20 protein-coding genes are annotated in these 19,447 nt (G+C 72.4%); 10 read left to right on the top strand and 10 right to left on the bottom strand.

Annotated features, from left to right (window positions below; genetic code table 11):
• Positions 1-45: 45 nt before the first annotated feature.
• Positions 46-1,107 (bottom strand): sigma-70 family RNA polymerase sigma factor, encoded by a 1,062-nt coding sequence (locus ABZ876_RS30130; protein WP_361787847.1) that lies wholly within the window; start codon positions 1,105-1,107, stop codon positions 46-48.
• A 54-nt stretch (positions 1,108-1,161) separates the two neighbouring features.
• Entirely contained in the window at positions 1,162-2,178 is a 1,017-nt protein-coding gene (locus tag ABZ876_RS30125) for a lytic murein transglycosylase (RefSeq protein ID WP_361787897.1), read from the bottom strand.
• Between the two features lie 353 nt (positions 2,179-2,531).
• On the opposite strand from ABZ876_RS30125, the gene ABZ876_RS30120 reads away from it, so the two are divergent.
• The 6 genes from ABZ876_RS30120 to ABZ876_RS30095 all read left to right on the top strand — a co-directional run bounded on the left by ABZ876_RS30120 (position 2,532) and on the right by ABZ876_RS30095 (position 6,687).
• Complete coding sequence (locus ABZ876_RS30120) at positions 2,532-2,783, top strand: thiamine-binding protein (protein ID WP_234517452.1); 252 nt, start codon at positions 2,532-2,534, stop codon at positions 2,781-2,783.
• Positions 2,780-3,145 carry a helix-turn-helix domain-containing protein gene (locus tag ABZ876_RS30115; protein WP_361787845.1) on the top strand — a complete coding sequence of 122 codons (366 nt, stop codon included), beginning with the start codon at positions 2,780-2,782 and terminating at the stop codon, positions 3,143-3,145. The genes ABZ876_RS30120 and ABZ876_RS30115 overlap by 4 nt, the downstream gene beginning before the upstream one ends.
• A 161-nt stretch (positions 3,146-3,306) precedes the next feature.
• The gene (gene uraD / locus ABZ876_RS30110) at positions 3,307-3,816 is read left to right on the top strand and encodes a 2-oxo-4-hydroxy-4-carboxy-5-ureidoimidazoline decarboxylase (RefSeq protein ID WP_361787843.1); all 510 of its coding nucleotides are present in this window, start codon (positions 3,307-3,309) and stop codon (positions 3,814-3,816) included.
• A gap of 12 nt (positions 3,817-3,828) precedes the next feature.
• A complete protein-coding gene (uraH, locus tag ABZ876_RS30105; RefSeq protein WP_361787841.1) occupies positions 3,829-4,236 on the top strand; it encodes a hydroxyisourate hydrolase in 408 nt (135 codons plus the stop codon).
• 4 nt (positions 4,237-4,240) lie between these two features.
• Positions 4,241-5,170, top strand: a complete 930-nt coding sequence (pucL, locus tag ABZ876_RS30100; protein WP_361787839.1) for a factor-independent urate hydroxylase — start codon at positions 4,241-4,243, stop codon at positions 5,168-5,170.
• A gap of 137 nt (positions 5,171-5,307) precedes the next feature.
• A complete protein-coding gene (locus ABZ876_RS30095) occupies positions 5,308-6,687 on the top strand; it encodes an 8-oxoguanine deaminase (RefSeq protein WP_361787837.1) in 1,380 nt (459 codons plus the stop codon).
• Positions 6,688-6,857: 170 nt separating this feature from the next.
• On the opposite strand, the gene ABZ876_RS30090 is transcribed toward ABZ876_RS30095, so the two are convergent.
• The 3 genes from ABZ876_RS30090 to ABZ876_RS30080 form a co-directional block, all read right to left on the bottom strand.
• The gene (locus tag ABZ876_RS30090) at positions 6,858-7,493 is read right to left on the bottom strand and encodes a hypothetical protein (RefSeq protein ID WP_361787835.1); all 636 of its coding nucleotides are present in this window, start codon (positions 7,491-7,493) and stop codon (positions 6,858-6,860) included.
• Between the two features lie 47 nt (positions 7,494-7,540).
• A complete protein-coding gene (locus tag ABZ876_RS30085; protein WP_361787833.1) occupies positions 7,541-8,194 on the bottom strand; it encodes a histidine phosphatase family protein in 654 nt (217 codons plus the stop codon).
• Between the two features lie 135 nt (positions 8,195-8,329).
• Positions 8,330-9,538, bottom strand: a complete 1,209-nt coding sequence (locus ABZ876_RS30080; protein ID WP_361787831.1) for a pyridoxal phosphate-dependent aminotransferase — start codon at positions 9,536-9,538, stop codon at positions 8,330-8,332.
• Positions 9,539-9,625: 87 nt separating this feature from the next.
• Here ABZ876_RS30080 and ABZ876_RS30075 point away from each other — a divergent pair, with 87 nt between their 5' ends.
• On the top strand, positions 9,626-10,252 hold the full coding sequence (locus tag ABZ876_RS30075) for a winged helix-turn-helix transcriptional regulator (protein ID WP_361787829.1): 627 nt from the start codon (positions 9,626-9,628) through the stop codon (positions 10,250-10,252).
• 162 nt (positions 10,253-10,414) lie between these two features.
• On the opposite strand, the gene ABZ876_RS30070 is transcribed toward ABZ876_RS30075, so the two are convergent.
• Genes ABZ876_RS30070 through ABZ876_RS30060 form a run of 3 tightly spaced genes read right to left on the bottom strand, consistent with a single transcriptional unit; the run spans position 10,415 to position 14,062 of the window.
• Complete coding sequence (locus tag ABZ876_RS30070) at positions 10,415-11,206, bottom strand: hypothetical protein (protein ID WP_361787827.1); 792 nt, start codon at positions 11,204-11,206, stop codon at positions 10,415-10,417.
• Positions 11,206-12,471, bottom strand: a complete 1,266-nt coding sequence (locus ABZ876_RS30065; protein ID WP_361787826.1) for a VWA domain-containing protein — start codon at positions 12,469-12,471, stop codon at positions 11,206-11,208. Before ABZ876_RS30065 ends, ABZ876_RS30070 begins: the two co-directional genes overlap by 1 nt.
• Before the next feature lie 52 nt (positions 12,472-12,523).
• Positions 12,524-14,062 carry an IucA/IucC family siderophore biosynthesis protein gene (locus ABZ876_RS30060; RefSeq protein ID WP_361787824.1) on the bottom strand — a complete coding sequence of 513 codons (1,539 nt, stop codon included), beginning with the start codon at positions 14,060-14,062 and terminating at the stop codon, positions 12,524-12,526.
• Between the two features lie 55 nt (positions 14,063-14,117).
• Between ABZ876_RS30060 and ABZ876_RS30055 the strand changes: the two genes are divergently transcribed.
• The 3 genes from ABZ876_RS30055 to ABZ876_RS30045 all read left to right on the top strand — a co-directional run bounded on the left by ABZ876_RS30055 (position 14,118) and on the right by ABZ876_RS30045 (position 16,904).
• The gene (locus ABZ876_RS30055) at positions 14,118-15,617 is read left to right on the top strand and encodes an IucA/IucC family protein (RefSeq protein WP_361787822.1); all 1,500 of its coding nucleotides are present in this window, start codon (positions 14,118-14,120) and stop codon (positions 15,615-15,617) included.
• A 76-nt stretch (positions 15,618-15,693) separates the two neighbouring features.
• Complete coding sequence (locus ABZ876_RS30050) at positions 15,694-16,608, top strand: HipA family kinase (protein WP_361787820.1); 915 nt, start codon at positions 15,694-15,696, stop codon at positions 16,606-16,608.
• Positions 16,605-16,904 carry a SelT/SelW/SelH family protein gene (locus tag ABZ876_RS30045; RefSeq protein WP_361787818.1) on the top strand — a complete coding sequence of 100 codons (300 nt, stop codon included), beginning with the start codon at positions 16,605-16,607 and terminating at the stop codon, positions 16,902-16,904. Before ABZ876_RS30050 ends, ABZ876_RS30045 begins: the two co-directional genes overlap by 4 nt.
• 1 nt (position 16,905) lies before the next feature.
• Here the strand turns inward: ABZ876_RS30045 and aceB are convergent, their stop codons facing one another.
• A complete protein-coding gene (aceB, locus tag ABZ876_RS30040) occupies positions 16,906-18,525 on the bottom strand; it encodes a malate synthase A (RefSeq protein WP_361787816.1) in 1,620 nt (539 codons plus the stop codon).
• Between the two features lie 217 nt (positions 18,526-18,742).
• Positions 18,743-19,351 carry a nucleotidyltransferase family protein gene (locus tag ABZ876_RS30035; RefSeq protein ID WP_361787814.1) on the bottom strand — a complete coding sequence of 203 codons (609 nt, stop codon included), beginning with the start codon at positions 19,349-19,351 and terminating at the stop codon, positions 18,743-18,745.
• Between the last annotated feature and the right edge of the window lie 96 nt (positions 19,352-19,447).

Raw genomic sequence — 19,447 nt, 5'->3', positions numbered from 1 at the left:
CCGTCGCGCCGAGGGCAAGTTTTTTTCGGACGCGTTGACGCCGGGTTACGGCAGCTTCACCGAAGGCGTGCTCGGGGTGGGTACGGGGAGCGGAGCGGACGGTACGGCGCGGACGGCCGGGGTCGAGCGGGGCGAGGGGACCGACGGGAGCGCGGAGTTCACCGGTGTATCCGGCAGCTCGGGCACGTGGGGCACCTGTGCGGCGAGCCCCGGCTCCGGCAGGTCCGGCAAGGGGGAGACCTGCGGCAGGGACGGTACGGTCAGCGGCAGCACCGGTCCGTCGCCGTGCGACCGGCCTGCTTTCCGGACGACCGTCGTCGACTGGGCGGACGAAGGCCGGTGTGCCTCCGTGGTGCGCACCCGGCCGGTGCTGTCGGGCCCGAGCACGTAGGCGCTGGGGGACTCGGCCGGCCGTGGAGCCGGAGCCTGCGGGCCCCCGCTCGCATCGAGCGTCTGCGGCAGGATGAATCCGGCCACCACCAGGGTCGCCGCCGTCGAGGTGACGGCCACTGCGTGCGCCTTCCCGCCCCCGCGCGGCCGCCCGCGCCCGAGCAGGAACAGCGCGAACCCGAGCGTCCCCGCCAGCGAGGCGCGCAGCGTCCTGCGCGCGCGGGCCAGCAGGGACTCGACGGTCCGGTAGCTCAGCCCCATCCGCACGGCGACCTGGCCGACGTCAAGATCCTCGGACTTCAGCCGCAGGGCCTCCGCCTGGCGGGCGGGCAGTTCCCCGCTCCGCACGGCCAGCCACTTGGCCTCCGCCCGGTCGCACACCGCCTCCTCGACGGGGACCGGGCCCGGCGCGATCAGTGTGGGGCTGGTGCGCACCTCGGCCTCCCGGTTGACCTGACGGTACCGGTCGACGCACAGCCGCATGGTCACGGTCGTCAGCCAGGCGCCGAGGCGCTCGTCGTCGAGGTCGGGTCGCTCGGCGGCGCGCAGCATCGCCTCGTGCACGGCGTCCTCGGCGTCCTCGGGGCTCATCGAGCGGCGCCGGGCCACCTTGAGCAGTTGCTCGCGGTGGCTCCACATGCGCTGCCATCGGTCATGGGCGGCCTGCATCTCCGCAGGCATGGCCGCTTCGGTCTCCGCGGGCATGTCCGTCGCCATGAGGGCCCCTTTGCGCTCACCCGCCGGGTCCGCACCGCCCGGCGGATGGCGACATTACCGCCCGGTATCCCCGGTTGTGGAGGGGGAGGCGTCCATCGTGTCCTCTCTGTTGCTGGTCAGCGGGCCGCCGGTCGGCACGCCGCCGGGCAGCCCGAGGCTCGGGAGGGTGGGCGCGGGCAGCGCCGGCTCCCGCGTCTCCCGCGGCACGAGCGTCGTGGGCGACGGGGTGGGCGAAGGTGTGCCAGACGCCGCGGACGGTGTGCGGGACGGGCCCGCGGCCGGGCGGTGGTGGGACGGTTTCGGCGAGGGCTCGGGTGTGGCGGGCCGGGACGGATCCGGCCGGGGAGTGGAGGCGCCGGGCAGGTCGGGCACCACCCGGTGCCCGTCCAGGAAGTACGCGTACCAAGCCCGGACCGTACGCAGATACACCTCCGAGTGGTTGTAGCCGAGGATCGCCCGGTCCAGGTCGGCCGGGTCGGACAGGTCGCGTCCACCGGCGCACAGATAGCGCCCGGCGGCGAGCGCCGCGTCGTAGACGTTGTCCGGGTCGGCCCGTCCGTCGCCGTTGCCGTCCACGCCCCAGCGGGCCCAGGTCGACGGGATGAACTGCATGGGGCCGACCGCGCGGTCGTACATCGCGTCCCCGTCGTACGCGCCGCCGTCGGTGTCCGGGACGACGGCGAAGGGGCCGCCGGTCAGCCGGGGCCCGAGAATCGGAGTCACGGTCGTACCGTCGGCGGTCACCCGGCCGCCCCGCGCCTGTCCGGACTCCACCTGGCCGATCGCGGCGATCAGCTGCCACTTCAGCCGGCATCCGGGTGCGGTGCGCGCGAGCTCGGCCTCGGCGTGCCGGTACGCGGCGAACACGGTTCGCGGCAGCGCGCCGCCCGTCACCGTCGGCGCGTTCCCCTTGGGCTCCCCGGCCGCCCGGCGCAGGGGAGGGAGTTCGGTGCGGTACGGGGTGTCGCCGGACACGCTCGGGCCGTGCTCGACGGGTGCCGCCCGCCGCGCGGCTCCCGATGCTCCGGCCGAGACCGCCACCGAAGCCTGTGACGCGGTCAGCGCCGCCATCGCCGCCGCCGCGATCGCCGTACCCCTGGCACCTCTCAGTGCCCCTTTGAATGCGCGCACTGCCACCGTGCGGTCCCTTTCTGTGTGAATGCGGTCGTCTGCTCTACGCGGCCGGGCGGCCGGTCCGTCGCGGGAAGCGGCGCGGAATCGGGACGGCAGTCGGGGACCGCAGTCGGGGACCGCAGTCGGGGACCGCATTCGCAGGGCGTATCCGGGGGCGGATTCGGGGGCGGTTTCAGGCGGCGAGGCCGGCGGGCGCGTCCGTTAAGGTCTCACCAAGCGGCCGGGGCGGTCCGACCCCGACGGCGGACCTGGCGGAACGCGCGGGTCGGAGCAGATGCCATGGGGGCGCCATGCGATTGAGAGTGGAGTTCACGACCGAGCCCTTCGATCTCGACGAGGCCCCCGCGCACGCGCTGGTGGCCCGTGAGGTCGTCGAGGCGGCCGACCTGGACGCCGTGGACGTCGGCCCGTTCGGCAACACCGCGGAGGGGCGCGCCGACGCGGTGCTCACCGCGGTCGACGCGCTGCTGCGGAAGTCCTTGGAGGCCGGTGCCACCCGGATCTCGTTGCAGGTCAACGTGGTCGGGGAGGCCGAGAGATGACCGGGTCTGGGGAGGGGGCCTTCATCACGGCCGTAAAGCCGCTCGTCGATGCGATGGGCGGCGAGATACTGCCGCCGGACCAGGCCGGTCCGGACGACGTCGTGCTCTCCTGGGAGGGCGCCGACGTCGTCGCCGTACGCCTGCCGCAGCTCGCCGACTCGCTCGACCACATCCTCGCCGCGATGGAGCGCAAGCGAGGCAAGCCCCTGGCCGAACTGGACCGCAAGGCCAAGCAGGAGATCGTACGGGCCCTTGAGGCGCGTGGCGCGTTCTCCGTGCGCCACGGCGTGGAGACCGTCGCGAGCGCCCTCGGCGTGAGCCGCTTCACCGTCTACAACTACCTCAACCGCGACAAGTCCTGACCGGGCCGGATGCGCTCCGCGCGCACCTGGTACGACGAGCAGCCGCCCGGCATCCGGGCGGCGGCGTTTGCCACTCCGAATTTTCAACAAAGTGTTGACGGTGTCCGGCGGAGGGCGTTAGCTGTTCGCAGCCCGTTCCGCCCAAGGCCACGGAGGCACTCGTGACATCGACTTCCGCGCCGCCGGGCCTCGCCCGGTTCAACGCCCTCGAGGAGCGCGCGGCCTCCGCCGTCCTCCACGAGGCGTGCGCCTCCACGGCATGGGCCGGGCGGCTGCTCGCGGCACGCCCCTACCGCACCGCCGACGAGCTGTACGCCGTCAGTGACGCGGCCATGGCCGAGCTGACCACCGCGGACCTCGAGGAGGCGATGGCCGGCCACCCGCCGATCGGCCGCCCGAAGCCGGGCGACCCCACCTCGGCCCGGGAGCAACGCGGCATGGCCGGCGCCTCCGAGGAGCTCAGGGCGGAGATGCTCGAACTGAACCTCGCGTACCAGGAGAAGTTCGGGCACGTCTTCCTGATCTGCGCGACCGGCAGGACCGGAGAGCAGATGCGCGACGCGGTCAAGGAGCGGATCGGCAACACGCCCGAACAGGAACGGGAGATCGTCCGTGCCGAGCTGGGGAAGATCAACCGTATCCGGCTCACCCGACTGCTCGACTCCGCCTGAAGAGGTCACCGCATGAGCACCGAGACCACCGCCTCCGTGTCCACGCACATCCTGGACACCAGCGTCGGCCGTCCCGCCCGGGGCGTCGCCGTCCGGCTCTCCGCCCGCTCGGGCCGGGACGCGGACTGGCAGGCGCTCGGCGGCTCCGCGACCGACGCGGACGGCCGGTGCAAGGACCTCCCGGGCCCGCCGGAAGGGACCACCCACGTACGGCTCGACTTCGCCGTCGAGGCGTACTTCGAAAGGTTCGAGAAGAAGCAAGCCGATGCGCAGCAGGACGCCCCCGCGAATCGGGACAGCGGTACCACCGGAGCGTTCTTCCCGGAGGTGACGGTCACGTTCGCCGTCGTGCCGGGCGAGCACTACCACGTACCGCTGCTGCTCACCCCGTTCGGCTACTCCGTTTACCGAGGGAGCTAGCTACATGACCGTCAACTCCCGCCCCGCCCGCCCTGTGATGCTGGGACAGAACCAGTACGGCAAGGCCGAGAACCGAGTCGTCAGGATCACGCGGGACGGCGACACCCACCACATCAAGGACCTGAATGTGTCCGTGTCGCTCTCCGGCGACATGGACGAGGTCCACTACTCCGGCTCCAACGCCCATGTGCTGCCGACGGACACCACCAAGAACACGGTGTACGCGTTCGCCAAGGAGCACGGCATCGAGTCCGCCGAGCAGTTCGGCATCCACCTCGCCCGCCACTTCGTGGCGTCGCAGGAGCCGATCCACCGGGCCCGCATCCGCATCGAGGAGTACGCCTGGGACCGGATCGAGCACGCGGGGCGGGGCGCGCACTCCTTCGTCCGCAGGGGCCAGGAGACCCGCCTGACACAGATCACCCACGACGGCTCGTCCTGGGAGGTGGTCTCGGGCCTGAAGGACCTGACCGTGATGAACTCGACCGACTCCGAGTTCTGGGGCTATGTCAAGGACAAGTACACGACACTGCCCGAGGCGTACGACCGCCTCCTGGCCACGTCCGTCACCGGCCGCTGGCGCTTCGGCTGGAGCGACGACGCCCAGGAGATGCCGGACTGGAACAGCTCCTACGAGGAGACGAAGAAGCACCTACTCCGGGCCTTCGCCGAGACCTACTCCCTGTCCTTGCAGCAGACCCTGTACCAGATGGGCGCGCGCATCATCGAGCACCGTGACGAGATCGACGAGGTCCGCTTCTCGCTCCCGAACAAGCACCACTTCCTGGTGGACCTGGAGCCGTTCGGGCTGAAGAACGACCCCGCCGAGGGAGCCGTGTACTTCGCCGCCGACCGCCCGTACGGCCTGATCGAGGCCACGGTCCTGCGGGACGGCTGCGACGCGCGGATCCCTGTGGACCTCACCAACCTGTGACGCAACGGGGTGCCCCCGTCCCCTCAAGGGGCACCCTCTTCCTTCGGCACCCGCGGCCCGGCATCCGACACCGGGCCGCGGCACTCAGACTCCCAGGGTCCTGCCGTGCCCTCTGCACAGAGCGAAAAGGACGAACCATGGCAGCAGCCCAGCGCATCGTCATCGAGAACGGTGCGATCGCGACCGTGGACGCCGACGACACCGAGTACCCCACGGGGCATGTCGTCGTCGCCGGGAACCGCATCGAGGCCATCGGCGCGGGCCAGGCTCCCGAGGGCCTGGAGAACGTCGTACGCCGTATCGACGCGACCGGGCACCTCGTCACCCCCGGCCTGGTCAACACCCACCACCACTTCTACCAGTGGATCACCCGGGGCCTGGCCACGGACCACAACCTCTTCGACTGGCTCGTCGCGCTGTACCCGGCATGGGCGCGCATCGACGAGACGATGGTGTACGCGGCGGCGCGGGGATCGCTCGCGATGATGGCCCGCGGCGGCGTCACCACCGCCATGGACCACCACTACGTCTACCCGAAGGGCTCCGGCGACCTGTCCGGCGCCCTCGTCCGTGCCGCCCGCGAGACGGGGGTCCGCTTCACTCTCGCCCGAGGCTCCATGGACCGCAGCGAGAAGGACGGCGGTCTGCCGCCGGACTTCGCCGTGGAGACCCTCGAGGGCGCGCTGGCCGCCACCGAGGCCACCATCGACAAGCACCACGACCCCTCATTCGAGGCCATGACCCAGGTCGCCGTGGCGCCCTGCTCCCCCTTCTCCGTCTCGACCGAACTCCTCAGGCAGGGCGCCGAACTGGCGCGGCACAAGGGAGTACGGCTGCACACCCACGGCTCGGAGACGGTGGAGGAGGAGAAGTTCTGCCACGAGCTGTTCGGCATGGGCCCCACCGACTACTTCGAGTCGACGGGCTGGCTCGGCGAGGACGTGTGGATGGCGCACTGCGTCCATATGAACGACGCCGACATCGCCGCCTTCGCCCGTACGAGGACGGGGGTCGCCCACTGCCCGTCGTCCAACGCCCGCCTGGCCGCGGGCATCGCACGGGTCCCCGACATGCTCGCGGCGGGTGTCCCGGTCGGCCTGGGCGTCGACGGCACGGCCTCCAACGAGTCCGGCGAACTCCACACCGAACTGCGCAACGCGCTCCTGATCAACCGCCTGGGCGCGCATCGCGAAGCCGCCCTGAACGCCCGCCAGGCGCTGCGCCTCGGCACCTTCGGGGGCGCCCAGGTCCTCGGCCGCGGCGCGGAGATCGGCTCCCTGGAGCCGGGCAAACTCGCCGACCTCGTGCTGTGGAAGCTCGACACGCTGGCCCACGCCTCGATCGCCGACCCGGTGACCGCGCTGGTCTTCGGGGCGGCCGCCCCCGTCACCCTCTCCCTCGTCAACGGCGAACCGGTCGTCGAGAACGGACGTCTGCTGCACGTCGACGAGGACGCCGTGGCCCGCTCCACGCGGGAGGAGGCCCAGCGCCTGGCGCGGATCGCCGCGCGGGACTGAGCAGCCGAAGGCTCCGGCCGGGAGGGACGGCTCCCGGCCGGAAGCCGTGGACCGAGCGGGGTCCACGGCAACCGTCTCCGGGGCGCGCAGGGATGTGCGCGCCCCGGGACGGACTCCGTTCGCTCCCTCGAACGGTCTGCGTCCCCGGTCCCGTACGACCGACCTGCCGGTCATCTGCGCCGCGGTGACGCCAGCACGTACCGCTCCCCGGCCCGCGGCGGGGTGTGCTCGCTCACCTGCCAGCCCGCGTTCTCCAGCGTGGCCGCACAGGAGCGCAGTGCCGCGAGGTCCGGCTGGTGCACGGCGACCGCCTCCGGCTGCGGGGTCGCCCGCACCCGGTAGCCGTCCCCCTGGTCCCCGGTCGCGGGCCGGTGCCCGGCGGCCTCCAGGGCGAGTGCGGCGGCAGGCACCAGATGGGCGCGCTCCCAGCCGCACGGGCGGTCCGTGGCACCGCCCGGGTTGGTCATCCGGCGCAGCTCAAGCAGCCCCTGCCAGGCGCTGTGCACCTCGCGTGCCCGCGCGGGCCCGGTGTCCTCGCACTCCTCACCGCCGACCCGCGCGGCGAACACGCCCGAGTCCGCCGCCGGGGCGGAAGCGTCCGGCACCGCTTCTTCCTCGGGGGGCGCCTCCCGTATGCGATGACCCGCCGGTGTGAGGAAGTGGTCATGCGGCGGACGCGGATGCCGGAAGGCCAGCCCCCGCTTCACCAGCGCGGCAAGCTGGACGTCCGTCCCCTTCAGCCGCCCGGTGACGGGGTCGGCGGCTTCGATCACACGCCGCTGTGCGGCGGTGGGCGGTCGGGTCACGGCGTGCTCCTTCCCGCGGGGAAGAGGACGGACGCTCGTGTCCCCCCTCAGTGTTCCTCGGACGGCCCCGCCTCCCCCGCGGAGAGGGACCCATGGGAACAGTACGCGTCGGGTCTGACATTCCAGCCGGCCATCACATGGCGGCGGTGCTCCGTGCTCAGCCGGCTCATGGTCCCCGTGGAGAGCTGGAACAAGGCGCCCGCCGAGGCCGGCAGACCGAGCCGCCGCGCGGTCAGCACCCGCAGGAAATGGCCGTGTGAGACGACGACCACGCTGCCCTCCGCCTCGGCGAGCGCCGCGTCGATCCTGGCGAGTACCCGGTCCGCGCGCGCTCCGACCTCCTCCGGGCTCTCCCCGGGGTGCTCCGGGGGGCCGGGGGCGACGCCGTCCGTGAACAGGAACCAGTCCGGCAGCGTCCGCTGGATCTCGACGGTCGTGACGCCCTCGTACCCGCCGTAGTCCCACTCGGACAGGTCCGCGTCGACGCGCGCGCCCCCGATCCCGGCCAGCCGGGCCGTCTCCCGGGCCCGCTGCATCGGGCTGACGAACGCCGACGCGATGTGATGCCGGGCGATCAGCGGAGCCAGCCGGCGCGCCTGTTCCCGGCCGTGGTCGGTCAGCGGGACGTCGGTCCGCCCGGTGTGCCGTCCGGACAACGACCATTCGGTCTCACCGTGCCGGACCAGAATGAGGTCGCCCACGCCGTGCCGCCCTTCCCGCTCCGCCTCTCAGCGCACCGTGCCACACACGCACGGCGGCGCGCAGGACGGACTGGGCCAGACGGCCGTTCCGGGAAGGTCCCCCGGCCCGCGGGGAAGGCGGGCCGGCGCCCCGTCCTACTGGCGGTAGCCGCTCAGAAAACGGCCGATCCGCCCGATCGCCGCCTCCAGATCGTCCGCGTGAGGCAGTGTGAGGATGCGGAAGTGGTCGGGGGTGGGCCAGTTGAATCCGGTGCCCTGGACCACCTGGATCTTCTCCCGCAGCAGCAGGTCCAGCACGAACTTCTCGTCGTCGTGGATCTTGTGCACCTTGGGATCCAGGCGCGGGAACGCGTACAGCGCGCCCTTGGGCTTCACACAGCTCACTCCGGGGATCTCGTTGAGCTTCCGCCAGACCACTTCGCGCTGTTCGTGGAGGCGGCCGCCGGGCGCGGTCAGCTCGCCGATGGACTGCCGGCCGCCGAGCGCGGCCTGGATCGCGTACTGGGCGGGGGCGTTGGCGCACAGCCGCATGGAGGCCAGCATCGTCAGGCCCTCCAGGTAGTTGCGCGCGTGCTGCTTCGGCCCCGTGACGACCAGCCAGCCGGAGCGGAAACCCGCCACCCGGTAGGTCTTCGACAGTCCGCAGAAGGTGAGGACCACCAGGTCGGGGGCGAGGGCGGCGGCCGAGTGGTGTACGGCGTCGTCGTACAGGATCTGGTCGTAGATCTCGTCCGCGAAGACCATCAGGCCGTGCCGGCGGGCCAGGTCGAGGATGCCCTCGACGATCTCCTTGGGGTAGACCGCGCCCGTCGGGTTGTTGGGGTTGATGATCACGACGGCCTTCGTACGGTCCGTGATCTTCGCGGCCATGTCGTCCAGGTCCGGGTACCAGTCGGCCTGTTCGTCGCACAGGTAGTGCACGGCCTTGCCGCCCGCGAGGGTGGTCACGGCCGTCCAGAGGGGGAAGTCCGGTGCGGGGATGAGGATCTCGTCGCCGTCCTCCACCAGCGCCTGCACGGCCATCGAGACCAGCTCGGAGACGCCGTTGCCGAGGAAGACGTCGTCCACGCCGACCTCCAGACCCTTGGCCTGGTAGCGCTGGGCCACGGCGCGGCGGGCGGAGAGGATGCCGCGCGAGTCCGTGTAGCCGTGCGCCTGCGGCAGCATCCGGATCATGTCCTGGAGGATCTCCTCCGGTGCCTCGAAACCGAAGAGCGCGGGATTGCCGGTGTTCAGGCGCAGCACGCTGTGCCCCGCCTCCTCCAGCGCGTTGGCGTGCTCGATCACCGGGCCGCGGATCTCGTAACAGACCTCGCTGAGCTTGCTCGACTGCCGGAACTCCATGCGCCGTTTCCCCTCCGCTGTCCGTGGTTGCTTGGTTTTACCAAGTGGCGGCTTGGAAAGTCCAACAACATGTCTAGACTGCGTCGCATGTCACCTCGCCGAAGCTACGACCAGTACTGCTCCACGGCCCGGGCCCTCGACGCCGTCGGCGACCGCTGGACCCTTCTGATCGTCCGCGAGCTGCTCGCCGGTCCCCGCCGCTACACCGATCTGCACGCGGACCTGCCCGGCGTGAGCACCGACGTCCTGGCGTCCCGGCTGAAGGACATGGAGCGCGACGGACTGACCACACGCCGCAGGTTGCCGCCTCCCGGAGTCGCGTATGTGTACGAACTCACCGGCCGGGGGCGGCAGTTGCTGCCGGTGATCCAGGCGCTCGGGGCGTGGGGCGCGCCCGCGCTGGCGGAGCGCCGGCCGACGGACGCGGTGCGCGCGCACTGGTTCGCGCTGCCGCTGCTGCGGGCGCTGCCGGGCGAGGGGCTCGTCCAGGTCCGGCTCGACGAGGGGGAGTTCCATCTGTGGCTCGGCGCCGAGGACGGTCCGGTGTACGGCGACGGGCCCGGCCCCGAGGAGCCCGACGCCCGGCTCACCCTCGACGCGGAGACCTGCATCGCTCTCGGACGCGGCGCCTTGACACTCCATCAGGCGCTCGCGCAGGGGCGCGTCGCGGTGTCGGGGGACAGCACGCTCGCCAAGGTGCTGCGCGGAGACTGAAGGGGGACGGAACGGGGCCGAAGGGGGACTGATGAGGGACGCAACGGGTCTGAAGGGGGGCGGAAGAGGGACGCAACGGGGTCTGAAGGGGGACGGAAAGGCGGGGGCCCGCCGTGTCCGCAGGGACGCGGCGGGCCCCCGGCCGAGGCCGGCAGCGGGGCGTCAGACGCCCGGCGGCACCCGGGACGGCCGCCCCGAACCGCGCGTCAGCGCATGGCCGCCGATGCCCGCGAGTGCCGCGAGGACGCCGCCGATCGCCGTCCACACCCAGCGATCCGACCACCAGCCGGACGTGTCGGGCTTCAGCGACGAGAGCGTGGGCGCATCCGACGCGGAGTCCGAGGACTTCTGCGCGATCCCCGGCACCAGCGGCTGCCCCAGCGAACCGTCCACCGCCGCCGAACCGCCGATGTCCTTGGAGTCCACCCGGACCTCGGCGTTCACCGGCAGACCGAGGTCGGCCGTGCCGAGCCCCACGGCGGTCAGACGGATGTAGTACGTGCCCGGCAGCGGGTCGTTGGCCCAGGTCTCCGACCAGGCACGGACCGTGCGCAGCGTGCAGGCGAGGTCGACGGAGGCCGCGCCCTGGGCGGTCGTGCGCGTCTGCGCCCCGTACTGGCACGCCTGGCGCCGCCGCAGCCCGTCGTACACGTCCAGCTGCCAGGTCTGCGTCCCGCTGCGGGACGACGAGGGCAGCTTCACCGTCGCCTTCACCGTGGGCCGCTGCCCCGCGTCCGCGGGGAACTGCCAGTACAGATAGTCGCCCGTGGAGCCGCTCGCCGTGGCCTGCTGCCCCTGCTCGATCTCGGTCGCCGTACGGAACGACGTGCCCGCCGACGTGGGCGCGGCACTGTCACCCGACGGGCTCGCGGACGGCGAGGCGTCGGCGACGGCCGGGGAGGCGGCGGCGCCCAGCAGCAGGGCCGTCGCGGTCAACGCTCGTGCGATACGCATCAGTTGGTCCTCCAGACCGCGATCCGCCAGCGCGACAGCCAGCCCCACAGCACACCCGCGACGAAGCCGGTCAGCACCAGGGCGCCGAGCAGCCACCAGCCACGCCCCAGACCGAAGGAGGCCACATCGCCCGCCTGGTCGGGACCGTCGACGACGTCGACCGTCAGCTCCAGCGGAAGGCCCGGCGTGGTCTTCACACCGGCTGCCGGGGAGAAGGAGTCGGCGACCTGGAGGCACACCGTCTCGGCGGGCGCGTCCTCGTCGTCGCTCTCGGCCTTCGGGTACCGCAGGCCCGTCGACACGACGTCCGTACGGCCCGAGCCGGTCGCCTCACCGCGTACGATCTCCCGTCCGTGCACGGTGACCGCGCGCAGCGTCACCCCGTAGTCGGGGTTCACCTGCCGGTCGTCGGAGACGCTCACCGAGGCGCGCAGCTCCTGGCCCGGCTTCACGTCCACGCGGTAGAAGCGGTGCTGCCCGAACTCCTCGCGGTCGGTGTACAGGCCCGACTTCAGGGTGGGTGCCGTCGTGCACTGCGCGGTGCCGTCCACGGCGACCGGCGTGACCACCTTGTCCGCCGTGCGGTCCACCAGCTGGTTCACCTTGTGGGAGAGCTCCGCCTTGTGCTGCACCGACGTGTAGGTGCCGCCGGTCGCCTCGGCGATGCAGCTCAGCTGCTTGCTCAGCTTGCTGTCCGGCACGAGCCCCAGCGTGTCGATGGTCAGCCCGATCCCCTTGGCCGCTATCTCCCGGGCCACCTCGCACGGGTCGAGCGGGGCGCAGGTGTCCTCTCCGTCGGTGATGAGGACGATACGGCGGGTGCCGTTGCCGCCGTCGAGGTCGTCCGCCGCCTTGAGCAGGGCCGGGCCGATCGGCGTCCAGCCGGTGGGCTGGAGCGTCGCCACGGCCGTCTTGGCGTCGGTCCGGTTCAGCGGCCCCACCGGATACAGCTGCGCGGTGTCCTTGCAGCCGGTCTGGCGGTCGTTGCCCGGGTAGTTGGCGCCGAGCGTCCGGATACCGAGCCTCACCTCCTCCGGTGTCGCGTCGAGAACCTCGTTGAAGGCCTGCTTGGCCGCGGCCATCCGCGAGCCGCCGTCGATGTCCCGCGCCCGCATCGAACCGCTGACGTCGAGGACGAGATCGACCTTGGGCGCGTCCTGGGCTGTCGTCTCGTCTGCGGCGGCCCCGGCCGGGACGGCCATCCCGGCAGCCAGGGCGGCGAGCAGGGCGCAGACTCCCGCCGCCAGCCGTTGTCTTGTGATCATCGGCGGATCCTATTGATCAATGGGGGCGCGCTTCAAAACGATCTCGTTGATCTCAGGGGGCGGGCTCTTGAACGAGGGGGTTGGGCAGCCGTGTCCACAGGTCCCCGGGACGCTCGGGGGACAGCCGCATCAGCGTCAGCGCCTTGGCGTGCAGCGGCTCCTCGCGCAGCGCCACCAGATCGGGCGTGACCGGCAGATCCCCGGTCGTGGCCTCCAGCGCCGCGCCCAGCGCGCGGCCCGCACCGGCCGTGGAGGCCAGCGTCCCCGCGACGAGCGAGCCGAACAGCTTGCGGCGCAGGGCCGTTTCGTCGTCGGTGACGATCCGGTCGGCCACCTCGGGGGCCTTGATGCCGTGCCGGGCCAGCCGGGCCGGGCTCACCCGGATGTCCGCCAGGTCGCGGTAGACCAGCCGCAGCGGGTCCCCCGCGGCCGAGAGCACCACCAGCAGGTTCTGGCCGTGCGCCTCCAGTGCCACTCCCAGGTCGAGCAGGCGCAGCCCCACGGTGAGCGCCAGACGGGTGAATGCGGCGAGCCAGCCCGGGGACGCGGGAAGGCCCGTGACCGGCAGCGCGGCCACCGGGACCACCCACTCGCCCGCCGCCGCGTCCGCGTACGTCTCGGGCGACTCGCGCACCATCGCGGCGAGATCCGGCGAGTGGGCGCTGAACGCCCCCAGGGTGTGGGTGACCCGCAGGAGGCCGTCGGTGCGCTCGGCGAGCGACTCCACGAACCGGGAGACGACAAGGGCGGTCTCCACGGACGAGACCGAGATGTCCCGTACGGACGACGTCAGCCGGGCGCTGAGGGCGGTCTTCACATGAGGGCCGCCGTCGGGCAGGGCCAGAGTGCGCAGGTTCATCAGCGGATGCGCCACCGGACCGTCCTCGGCCGCGCCGCGGAGCACATGCGCCCTCTGCCAGGGGTGCACCGGCAGCAGCGGGCGATCGCCGTCCCACAGCCAGGACGGCCACTCGCCCCGCAGCAGACCGTCGGCCACGGGCACCAGGCCGAGGCGCACCAGGGGGCGGTGCTCGGGCCCGTAGGCGAGCTGCTCGGCGACGGAGAAGCCGGGCCGGGAACGGCAGGCGGGGTGGTACGGGTGCCCGTCCACCACCCGCTGTTCCCATGCCCAGCTCGTCGCCGGCTCGGGCACGTCCTGCGGCCCGTCGGCCCGCGACAGCGCCAGCGAGGCCGTGCTGTGGTCGAGCTCGGCGGCGAACGCGGCGCCGTGCGGCACACCGAGGGCCGTGACCAGCTCCGCCGCACGGCCGTATCCGCGCCCGTCCAGGAACACCTGAGTGGCGTACGGGGCGGTGGCGTACGGGTCGGCGGGCGGCCCGTGCAGCCGGCGCCCGTCCGCCAGATGCAGGACCAGCCCGTCGCAGGTCGGCTCCCGACGGACGATCCACGGCAGCGGCTCATGGGCCAGCGCCCGCCACAGGCGCGTCAGGACGGCGGCCCGGGCACCGGGAAGCTCGGCCGCGTACGCCGGCGACAGATCGGGCCGTACGGCGTCCAGCTCGCGGCTGAGCTGGACCTCGGCGGAAGAGGAAGGGGACACGGGCGGGCTCCTCGGTGACAGGCGGCGCATTCGTGGTGCCGGACCACGACAGACATACTGATCGTCAGTGCACCGTACGGAACGAATGGAGCGCGTGGACCGCATGCACGACAGGGACCGCGTCCCCGAGCGCGCCGACGACTACGCGGCGGCCCCGCTGCTCAACTGTCTGCTCAGGGAGGTGGCGGAGCCCGCGGGTGAGCAGGGCGTCCACCGGCTGCGGGCCGGCGGCCGGCTGCTGCGCGTGCGCGGCGGGCGGCGCCCCCGCGATCCCGAGGTGCACGCCGGCGGGACCTGGCATCGGCTCACCCACGCCGAGCTGGTCAAGCTCACCGCCGAGGAGCTGCGCCGGGCCACCGGCCTGTCCAACCCCGACCTCCCCGGAGAGATGATCGACAGCCGGGACGCGGTGGCCGCGATCCTGGCCGCACGCGCCCGCGCGACACCGCCGAGAGACCTGTACCTGCGCTCCGAGCAGTCCCTGATCACCGGGCACCCCCACCATCCGGCGCCCAAGGCGCGCGGCGGCGGTCCCGTCGCGAGCTGGCTGCCGTACGCCCCCGAGGCCCACGCGTGCTTCCCGCTCACCCTTCTGGGCGTACGCGAGGACATGGTCGTCGAGGAGGGTGACACCACGGCACTCGACACGCTGTGCGCGGCCCCGCCCGGCTACCGGGTGCTGCCCGCGCACCCCTGGCAGCTCGACCTGGTGGGCGGTCGCCCGGGGATCCGTGCGGCGTTCGAGGACGGGCGCCTGGTGCGGCTCGACGGCGCCCCGCGGACCGTGTGGCCCACGGCCGCGATCCGAACGGTGTACGCCCCCGGCAGCGATCACTTCCTCAAGTTCAGCCTGGACGTGCGGATCACCAACGACATCCGCCGGCTGTGGCGCCACGACCTGCTCAAGCTGCGCCGCACCGACGCGGCGGCGGCGGCCGCGTTCGCCGCGTACCGCGGCCCCGCGGCCTGGCTGAGCGACCGCGGCTACCGCACGGCCGGCTTCGCCTTCGAGGAACTCGCCGTCCTGGTCCGCGACGGGCTGGCCCCCCACCTCCGGCCCGGCGCCACCCCGCTGCTCGCGGCGGCCCTCGTGGAGGGCTTCGACGGCAGCCCGCTCGAGCGGCTCACCGATCCGGCGGCCTGGTGGACCGCGTATCTGCGCCAGGTCGTGCCCCCGGTCCTGGAGGCGTTCGAGCGCCATGGGGTCGTCCTGGAGGCACATCTGCAGAACACCCTGGCCGCGGTGGACGCCGCAGGCCTGCCCGTGCAGGCGCTGTTCCGCGACGCGGAGGGCGTGAAGCTCCTCACGGAGGTGCCCCGCGCGGCGGGCTGGGAGCGGCTCGTGTACTGCCTGGTCGTCAACAACCTCACGGAGGTGGCCGCGCTGCTGGCCGAACGCCACCCCGGCTGGAACCCCTGGCCCGCCGCTCGCGCGGAGCTGGCCCGCCACCCAGTCCCCGAGATCCCCGACCTGCTGGCCTCGCCCACCCTCCCCGGCAAGACGAACCTGCTGCTGCGCTGGACGGGCGCGGACGGCGCGGACGCGCGCTACCTGCCCCTGCCGAACCCGCTGGCGTGCCGCTGACCGGCGGCCGCCGGCGGCTTCCGCCGGCCGACGCCGGCCCGCGGACTTCGTCGGCGGCTGGCCTACAGTGGCCGGTGTGCTGCGCGACGTGACTGCTGTTCGATACGTGACCCCGCTGAGGTCCGGCGGCTCCGTGCCCGGGATCGTCGAGGGCGACGATCTCGGGACGTACGTCGTGAAGTTCACCGGCTCCGCGCAGGGCGTGAAGGCGCTGGTCGCCGAGGTGATCGTGGGGGAACTGGCCCGCAGCCTCGGCTTGCGCGTCCCCGAGCTGGTGCTCGCCCACTTCGACCCGTCGATCGCCGCGCACGAGCCCCACCAGGAGGTGCGCGACCTGCTGAACGCGAGCCCCGGTCTCAACCTCGGCATGGACTACCTGCCGGGCGCCCGGGACTTCACCCCCGAGGTCGCGAGGGCCTGCACGGTCGACCCGGTGGAGGCGGGCCGCATCATCTGGCTCGACGCCCTGACCGTGAACGTCGACCGCACGGTCCACAGCTCCAACCTCATGGTCTGGCCCACCTTCGGCACCGCACCCCCGCGGCTGTGGCTGATCGACCACGGCGCCGCCCTCGTCTTCCACCACCGCTGGGACGCCTCCGCGCCCGAGAAGGCCTACGACTTCCGCCACCACGCCCTCGGTCACTTCGCCCCGGACATGCGGGCCGCCGAGGCCGAGCTCGCGCCCCGGGTGACCGACGAACTGCTGCGCGAGATCACCGAAGAGGTGCCGGACGCCTGGCTGACCGGCGAGCCCGGCTTCGCGACGCCCGGCGAGCTCCGGAACGCCTACGTGGAGTACCTCTCGGCGCGGGTGAAGGCGTCCGAGGGGTGGCTGCCCACCGACTTCCCCACCCGGGAGGAACTCGCCGCCGAGGAGGCCCTGCGCGCGGCACGGACACAGCAAGGCCGGCCGGACTGGCTCAAGCGGGTCCCCGACCTGCACGGCAAACCGGCGGCGGAACAGGATTGGTCGGTGCACCTGGGATGACGGACACCCATGAGGGAGAGACCCACCGCGTCCAGATCGAGTACTGCACCCAGTGCCGGTGGCTGCCCCGCGCCGCCTGGCTGGCGCAGGAGCTGCTGACGACGTTCGAGACCGAGCTGACGGAACTCGCGCTCAAACCGGGCAAGGGCGGGGTCTTCGTCGTACGGGTGAACGACGAGGTGGTCTGGGACCGTCGCGAGCAGGGTTTCCCCGAGCCCACGGCGGTCAAGCGCCTCGTACGCGACCGAGTGGCCCCGGGGAAGCCCCTTGGCCACTCGGAGAGGCCGGCGGAGTGACTCAGCCTGCGAGCTGCTCGTACGCGGGGAGGGTGAGGAAGTCCGCGTAGTCCTCGTCGAGCGCCACCTTCAGGAGCAGGTCGTGGGCCTGCTGCCAGTGGCCGGCCGCGAAGGCGTCCTCGCCGGCCTCGGCCCTGATGTTGGCGAGTTCCTCGGCGGCGACCCTGCGGGCAAGCTCCGGGGTCGCCTTCTCGCCGTTCTCGAACTCGACGCCCGCGTTGATCCACTGCCAGATCTGGGAGCGGGAGATCTCCGCGGTGGCCGCGTCCTCCATGAGGTTGAAGATGGCGACCGCGCCGAGACCGCGCAGCCAGGCCTCGATGTAGCGGATGCCGACCTGGACCGCGTTGACCAGCCCCGCGTAGGTCGGCCTGGCGTCCAGGGAGTCGACGGCGATCAGGTCGGCCGCCTTGACGTCGACGTCCTCGCGCAGCCGGTCCTTCTGGTTCGGCCGGTCGCCGAGGACCTGGTCGAAGGACTCCATCGCGATGGGCACGAGGTCGGGGTGGGCGACCCACGAGCCGTCGAAACCGTCGGCCGCCTCGCGGTCCTTGTCGGCGCGGACCTTCTCGAAGGCGACCCGGTTGACCTCGGGGTCCCTGCGGGAGGGGATGAAGGCCGCCATGCCGCCGATCGCGTGCGCGCCGCGCTTGTGGCAGGTACGGACGAGGAGTTCGGTGTACGCGCGCATGAACGGCGCCGTCATCGTGACCGCGTTGCGATCCGGAAGGACGAACTTCGCCCCGCCGTCACGGAAGTTCTTGACGATGGAGAAGAGGTAGTCCCAGCGGCCCGCGTTCAACCCGGAGGCGTGGTCGCGGAGTTCGTAGAGGATCTCCTCCATCTCGTACGCCGCCGTGATCGTCTCGATCAGGACGGTGGCGCGGATGGTGCCCTGAGGGATGCCGACGTGGTCCTGGGCGAACACGAAGACGTCGTTCCAGAGGCGGGCCTCCAGGTGCGACTCCGTTTTCGGCAGGTAGAAGTAGGGGCCCTTGCCGAGGTCGAGCAGGCGCCGGGCGTTGTGGAAGAAGTACAGGCCGAAGTCGACGAGGGCGCCCGGCACCTGCTCTCCGTCCACCAGGAGGTGACGCTCGTTCAGATGCCAGCCGCGCGGCCGCATGACGACCGTCGCCAGTTCCTGCGCCGGGCGCAGGGCGTACGACTTGCCCGTAGCCGGGTCGGTGAAGTCGATGGCCCGGGTGTAGGCGTCGATCAGGTTGAGCTGGCCGAGGACCACGTTCTCCCAGGTGGGAGCGGAGGCGTCCTCGAAGTCCGCGAGCCAGACCCGCGCCCCCGAATTGAGGGCGTTGACGGTCATCTTGCGGTCGGTGGGTCCGGTGATCTCGACGCGGCGGTCGTTGAGGGCCTCGGGGGCGGGGGCCACTCGCCAGGAGTCGTCCGCGCGGATCCCGGCGGTCTGCGGGAGGAAGTCGAGCGTCGAGGTACGGGCGATCTCCGCGCGGCGCTCGGCCCGGCGGGCGAGCAGTTCGTCGCGCCGGGGGGCGAACCGGCGGTGCAGCTCGGCCACGAAGGCGAGGGCCGCGTCGGTGAGGACCTCGTCCTGCCGCGGCAGGGGCTCGGCGTCGATGACGACCGGCGACGGCGCTGGTGTGGACATGAGCTGTCACTTCCTTCGGCGAGCTGATGCGGGGGCGCCGCGGCACGGACGGATACGGCACCGGGTGCCAGAGGGATCAGGATGCGGCTGACTACGCCTCCCGACGGTCAGACGCTTCTGATCAGTGGATACTAGTTTCCTCATAGTGGAAGTTCAATGATCTGTTGACGTCGAGAGTCTCCGCTTCGAGGGAAGGCGGCGCTCCGTGCCACCGCGCTCACTCCAGGTGGGTCAAGTCGCCCTCGGTGTCGATGTCGTAGGGCCGCGCCACGTCCCCGCACTCGACCAGCCGGATCGCGCCCTCGTGCTCCTTCAGATAGGCGCGGGCTCCGCGGTCCCCGGTGGCGGACGCCTCGACGCCGGTCCAGTGAGCGGTTCCGAAGAGGACCGGATGGCCACGGACGCCCCCGTACGCGGCCGCGGCCAGGGAGGACTCGTCCTCGTACGCGGCGAGGACCCGGGCCGCCGCCTCCGGGCCGATGCCGGGCTGGTCGACGAGCGAGACCAGGGCGGCCCGGGCGCCCGTCCCGGCGAGCGAGCCGAGTCCGGCGCGCAGCGAGGAGCCCATGCCCTGCTCCCAGTCCGGGTTGTCCACCAGCACGCAGCCGGACAGGTCCGCACGCTCCCGGACGTCCTCGGCCGCCGCACCGAGGACCACATGGACGCGGTCGCACCCGGCCGCACGCAGGACCCCCACCGCGTACTCCACCAGCGGCCGCCCCCGGTGCACGAGCAGCGCCTTCGGGCGTCCGCCCAGCCGGCGCCCCCCGCCTGCCGCCAGCAGCAGCCCGGCGACCCCGTCTCGACCGCCTCCACTTCGCGTCATATCTCCTGCATACCCGAGGCGCGGCGGTCGCGTGGCTCCCAGGACTGAATTCCGGTCCCCATGCTGGCGCCCGGCGTACCGAGTGGCGTTTACTGG

Source organism: Streptomyces sp. NPDC046931, from assembly GCF_040644655.1.
In the GTDB taxonomy this organism is placed as follows: Bacteria; Actinomycetota; Actinomycetes; order Streptomycetales; family Streptomycetaceae; genus Streptomyces.
The sequence above is the reverse complement of the archived record's forward strand: the minus strand, read 5'-3'. Positions and strand labels throughout refer to the sequence as shown.

Coding starts and splice junctions, on each gene's coding strand:
- ABZ876_RS30130 (WP_361787847.1), bottom strand. CDS start 1,107: ATGGCGACGGACATGCCCGCGGAGACCGAAGCGGCCATGCCTGCGGAG.
- ABZ876_RS30125 (WP_361787897.1), bottom strand. CDS start 2,178: ATGGCGGCGCTGACCGCGTCACAGGCTTCGGTGGCGGTCTCGGCCGGA.
- ABZ876_RS30120 (WP_234517452.1), top strand. CDS start 2,532: ATGCGATTGAGAGTGGAGTTCACGACCGAGCCCTTCGATCTCGACGAG.
- ABZ876_RS30115 (WP_361787845.1), top strand. CDS start 2,780: ATGACCGGGTCTGGGGAGGGGGCCTTCATCACGGCCGTAAAGCCGCTC.
- uraH (WP_361787841.1), top strand. CDS start 3,829: ATGAGCACCGAGACCACCGCCTCCGTGTCCACGCACATCCTGGACACC.
- pucL (WP_361787839.1), top strand. CDS start 4,241: ATGACCGTCAACTCCCGCCCCGCCCGCCCTGTGATGCTGGGACAGAAC.
- ABZ876_RS30095 (WP_361787837.1), top strand. CDS start 5,308: ATGGCAGCAGCCCAGCGCATCGTCATCGAGAACGGTGCGATCGCGACC.
- ABZ876_RS30080 (WP_361787831.1), bottom strand. CDS start 9,538: ATGGAGTTCCGGCAGTCGAGCAAGCTCAGCGAGGTCTGTTACGAGATC.
- ABZ876_RS30075 (WP_361787829.1), top strand. CDS start 9,626: ATGTCACCTCGCCGAAGCTACGACCAGTACTGCTCCACGGCCCGGGCC.
- ABZ876_RS30070 (WP_361787827.1), bottom strand. CDS start 11,206: ATGCGTATCGCACGAGCGTTGACCGCGACGGCCCTGCTGCTGGGCGCC.
- ABZ876_RS30065 (WP_361787826.1), bottom strand. CDS start 12,471: ATGATCACAAGACAACGGCTGGCGGCGGGAGTCTGCGCCCTGCTCGCC.
- ABZ876_RS30060 (WP_361787824.1), bottom strand. CDS start 14,062: ATGCGCCGCCTGTCACCGAGGAGCCCGCCCGTGTCCCCTTCCTCTTCC.
- ABZ876_RS30055 (WP_361787822.1), top strand. CDS start 14,118: ATGGAGCGCGTGGACCGCATGCACGACAGGGACCGCGTCCCCGAGCGC.
- ABZ876_RS30045 (WP_361787818.1), top strand. CDS start 16,605: ATGACGGACACCCATGAGGGAGAGACCCACCGCGTCCAGATCGAGTAC.
- aceB (WP_361787816.1), bottom strand. CDS start 18,525: ATGTCCACACCAGCGCCGTCGCCGGTCGTCATCGACGCCGAGCCCCTG.
- ABZ876_RS30035 (WP_361787814.1), bottom strand. CDS start 19,351: ATGACGCGAAGTGGAGGCGGTCGAGACGGGGTCGCCGGGCTGCTGCTG.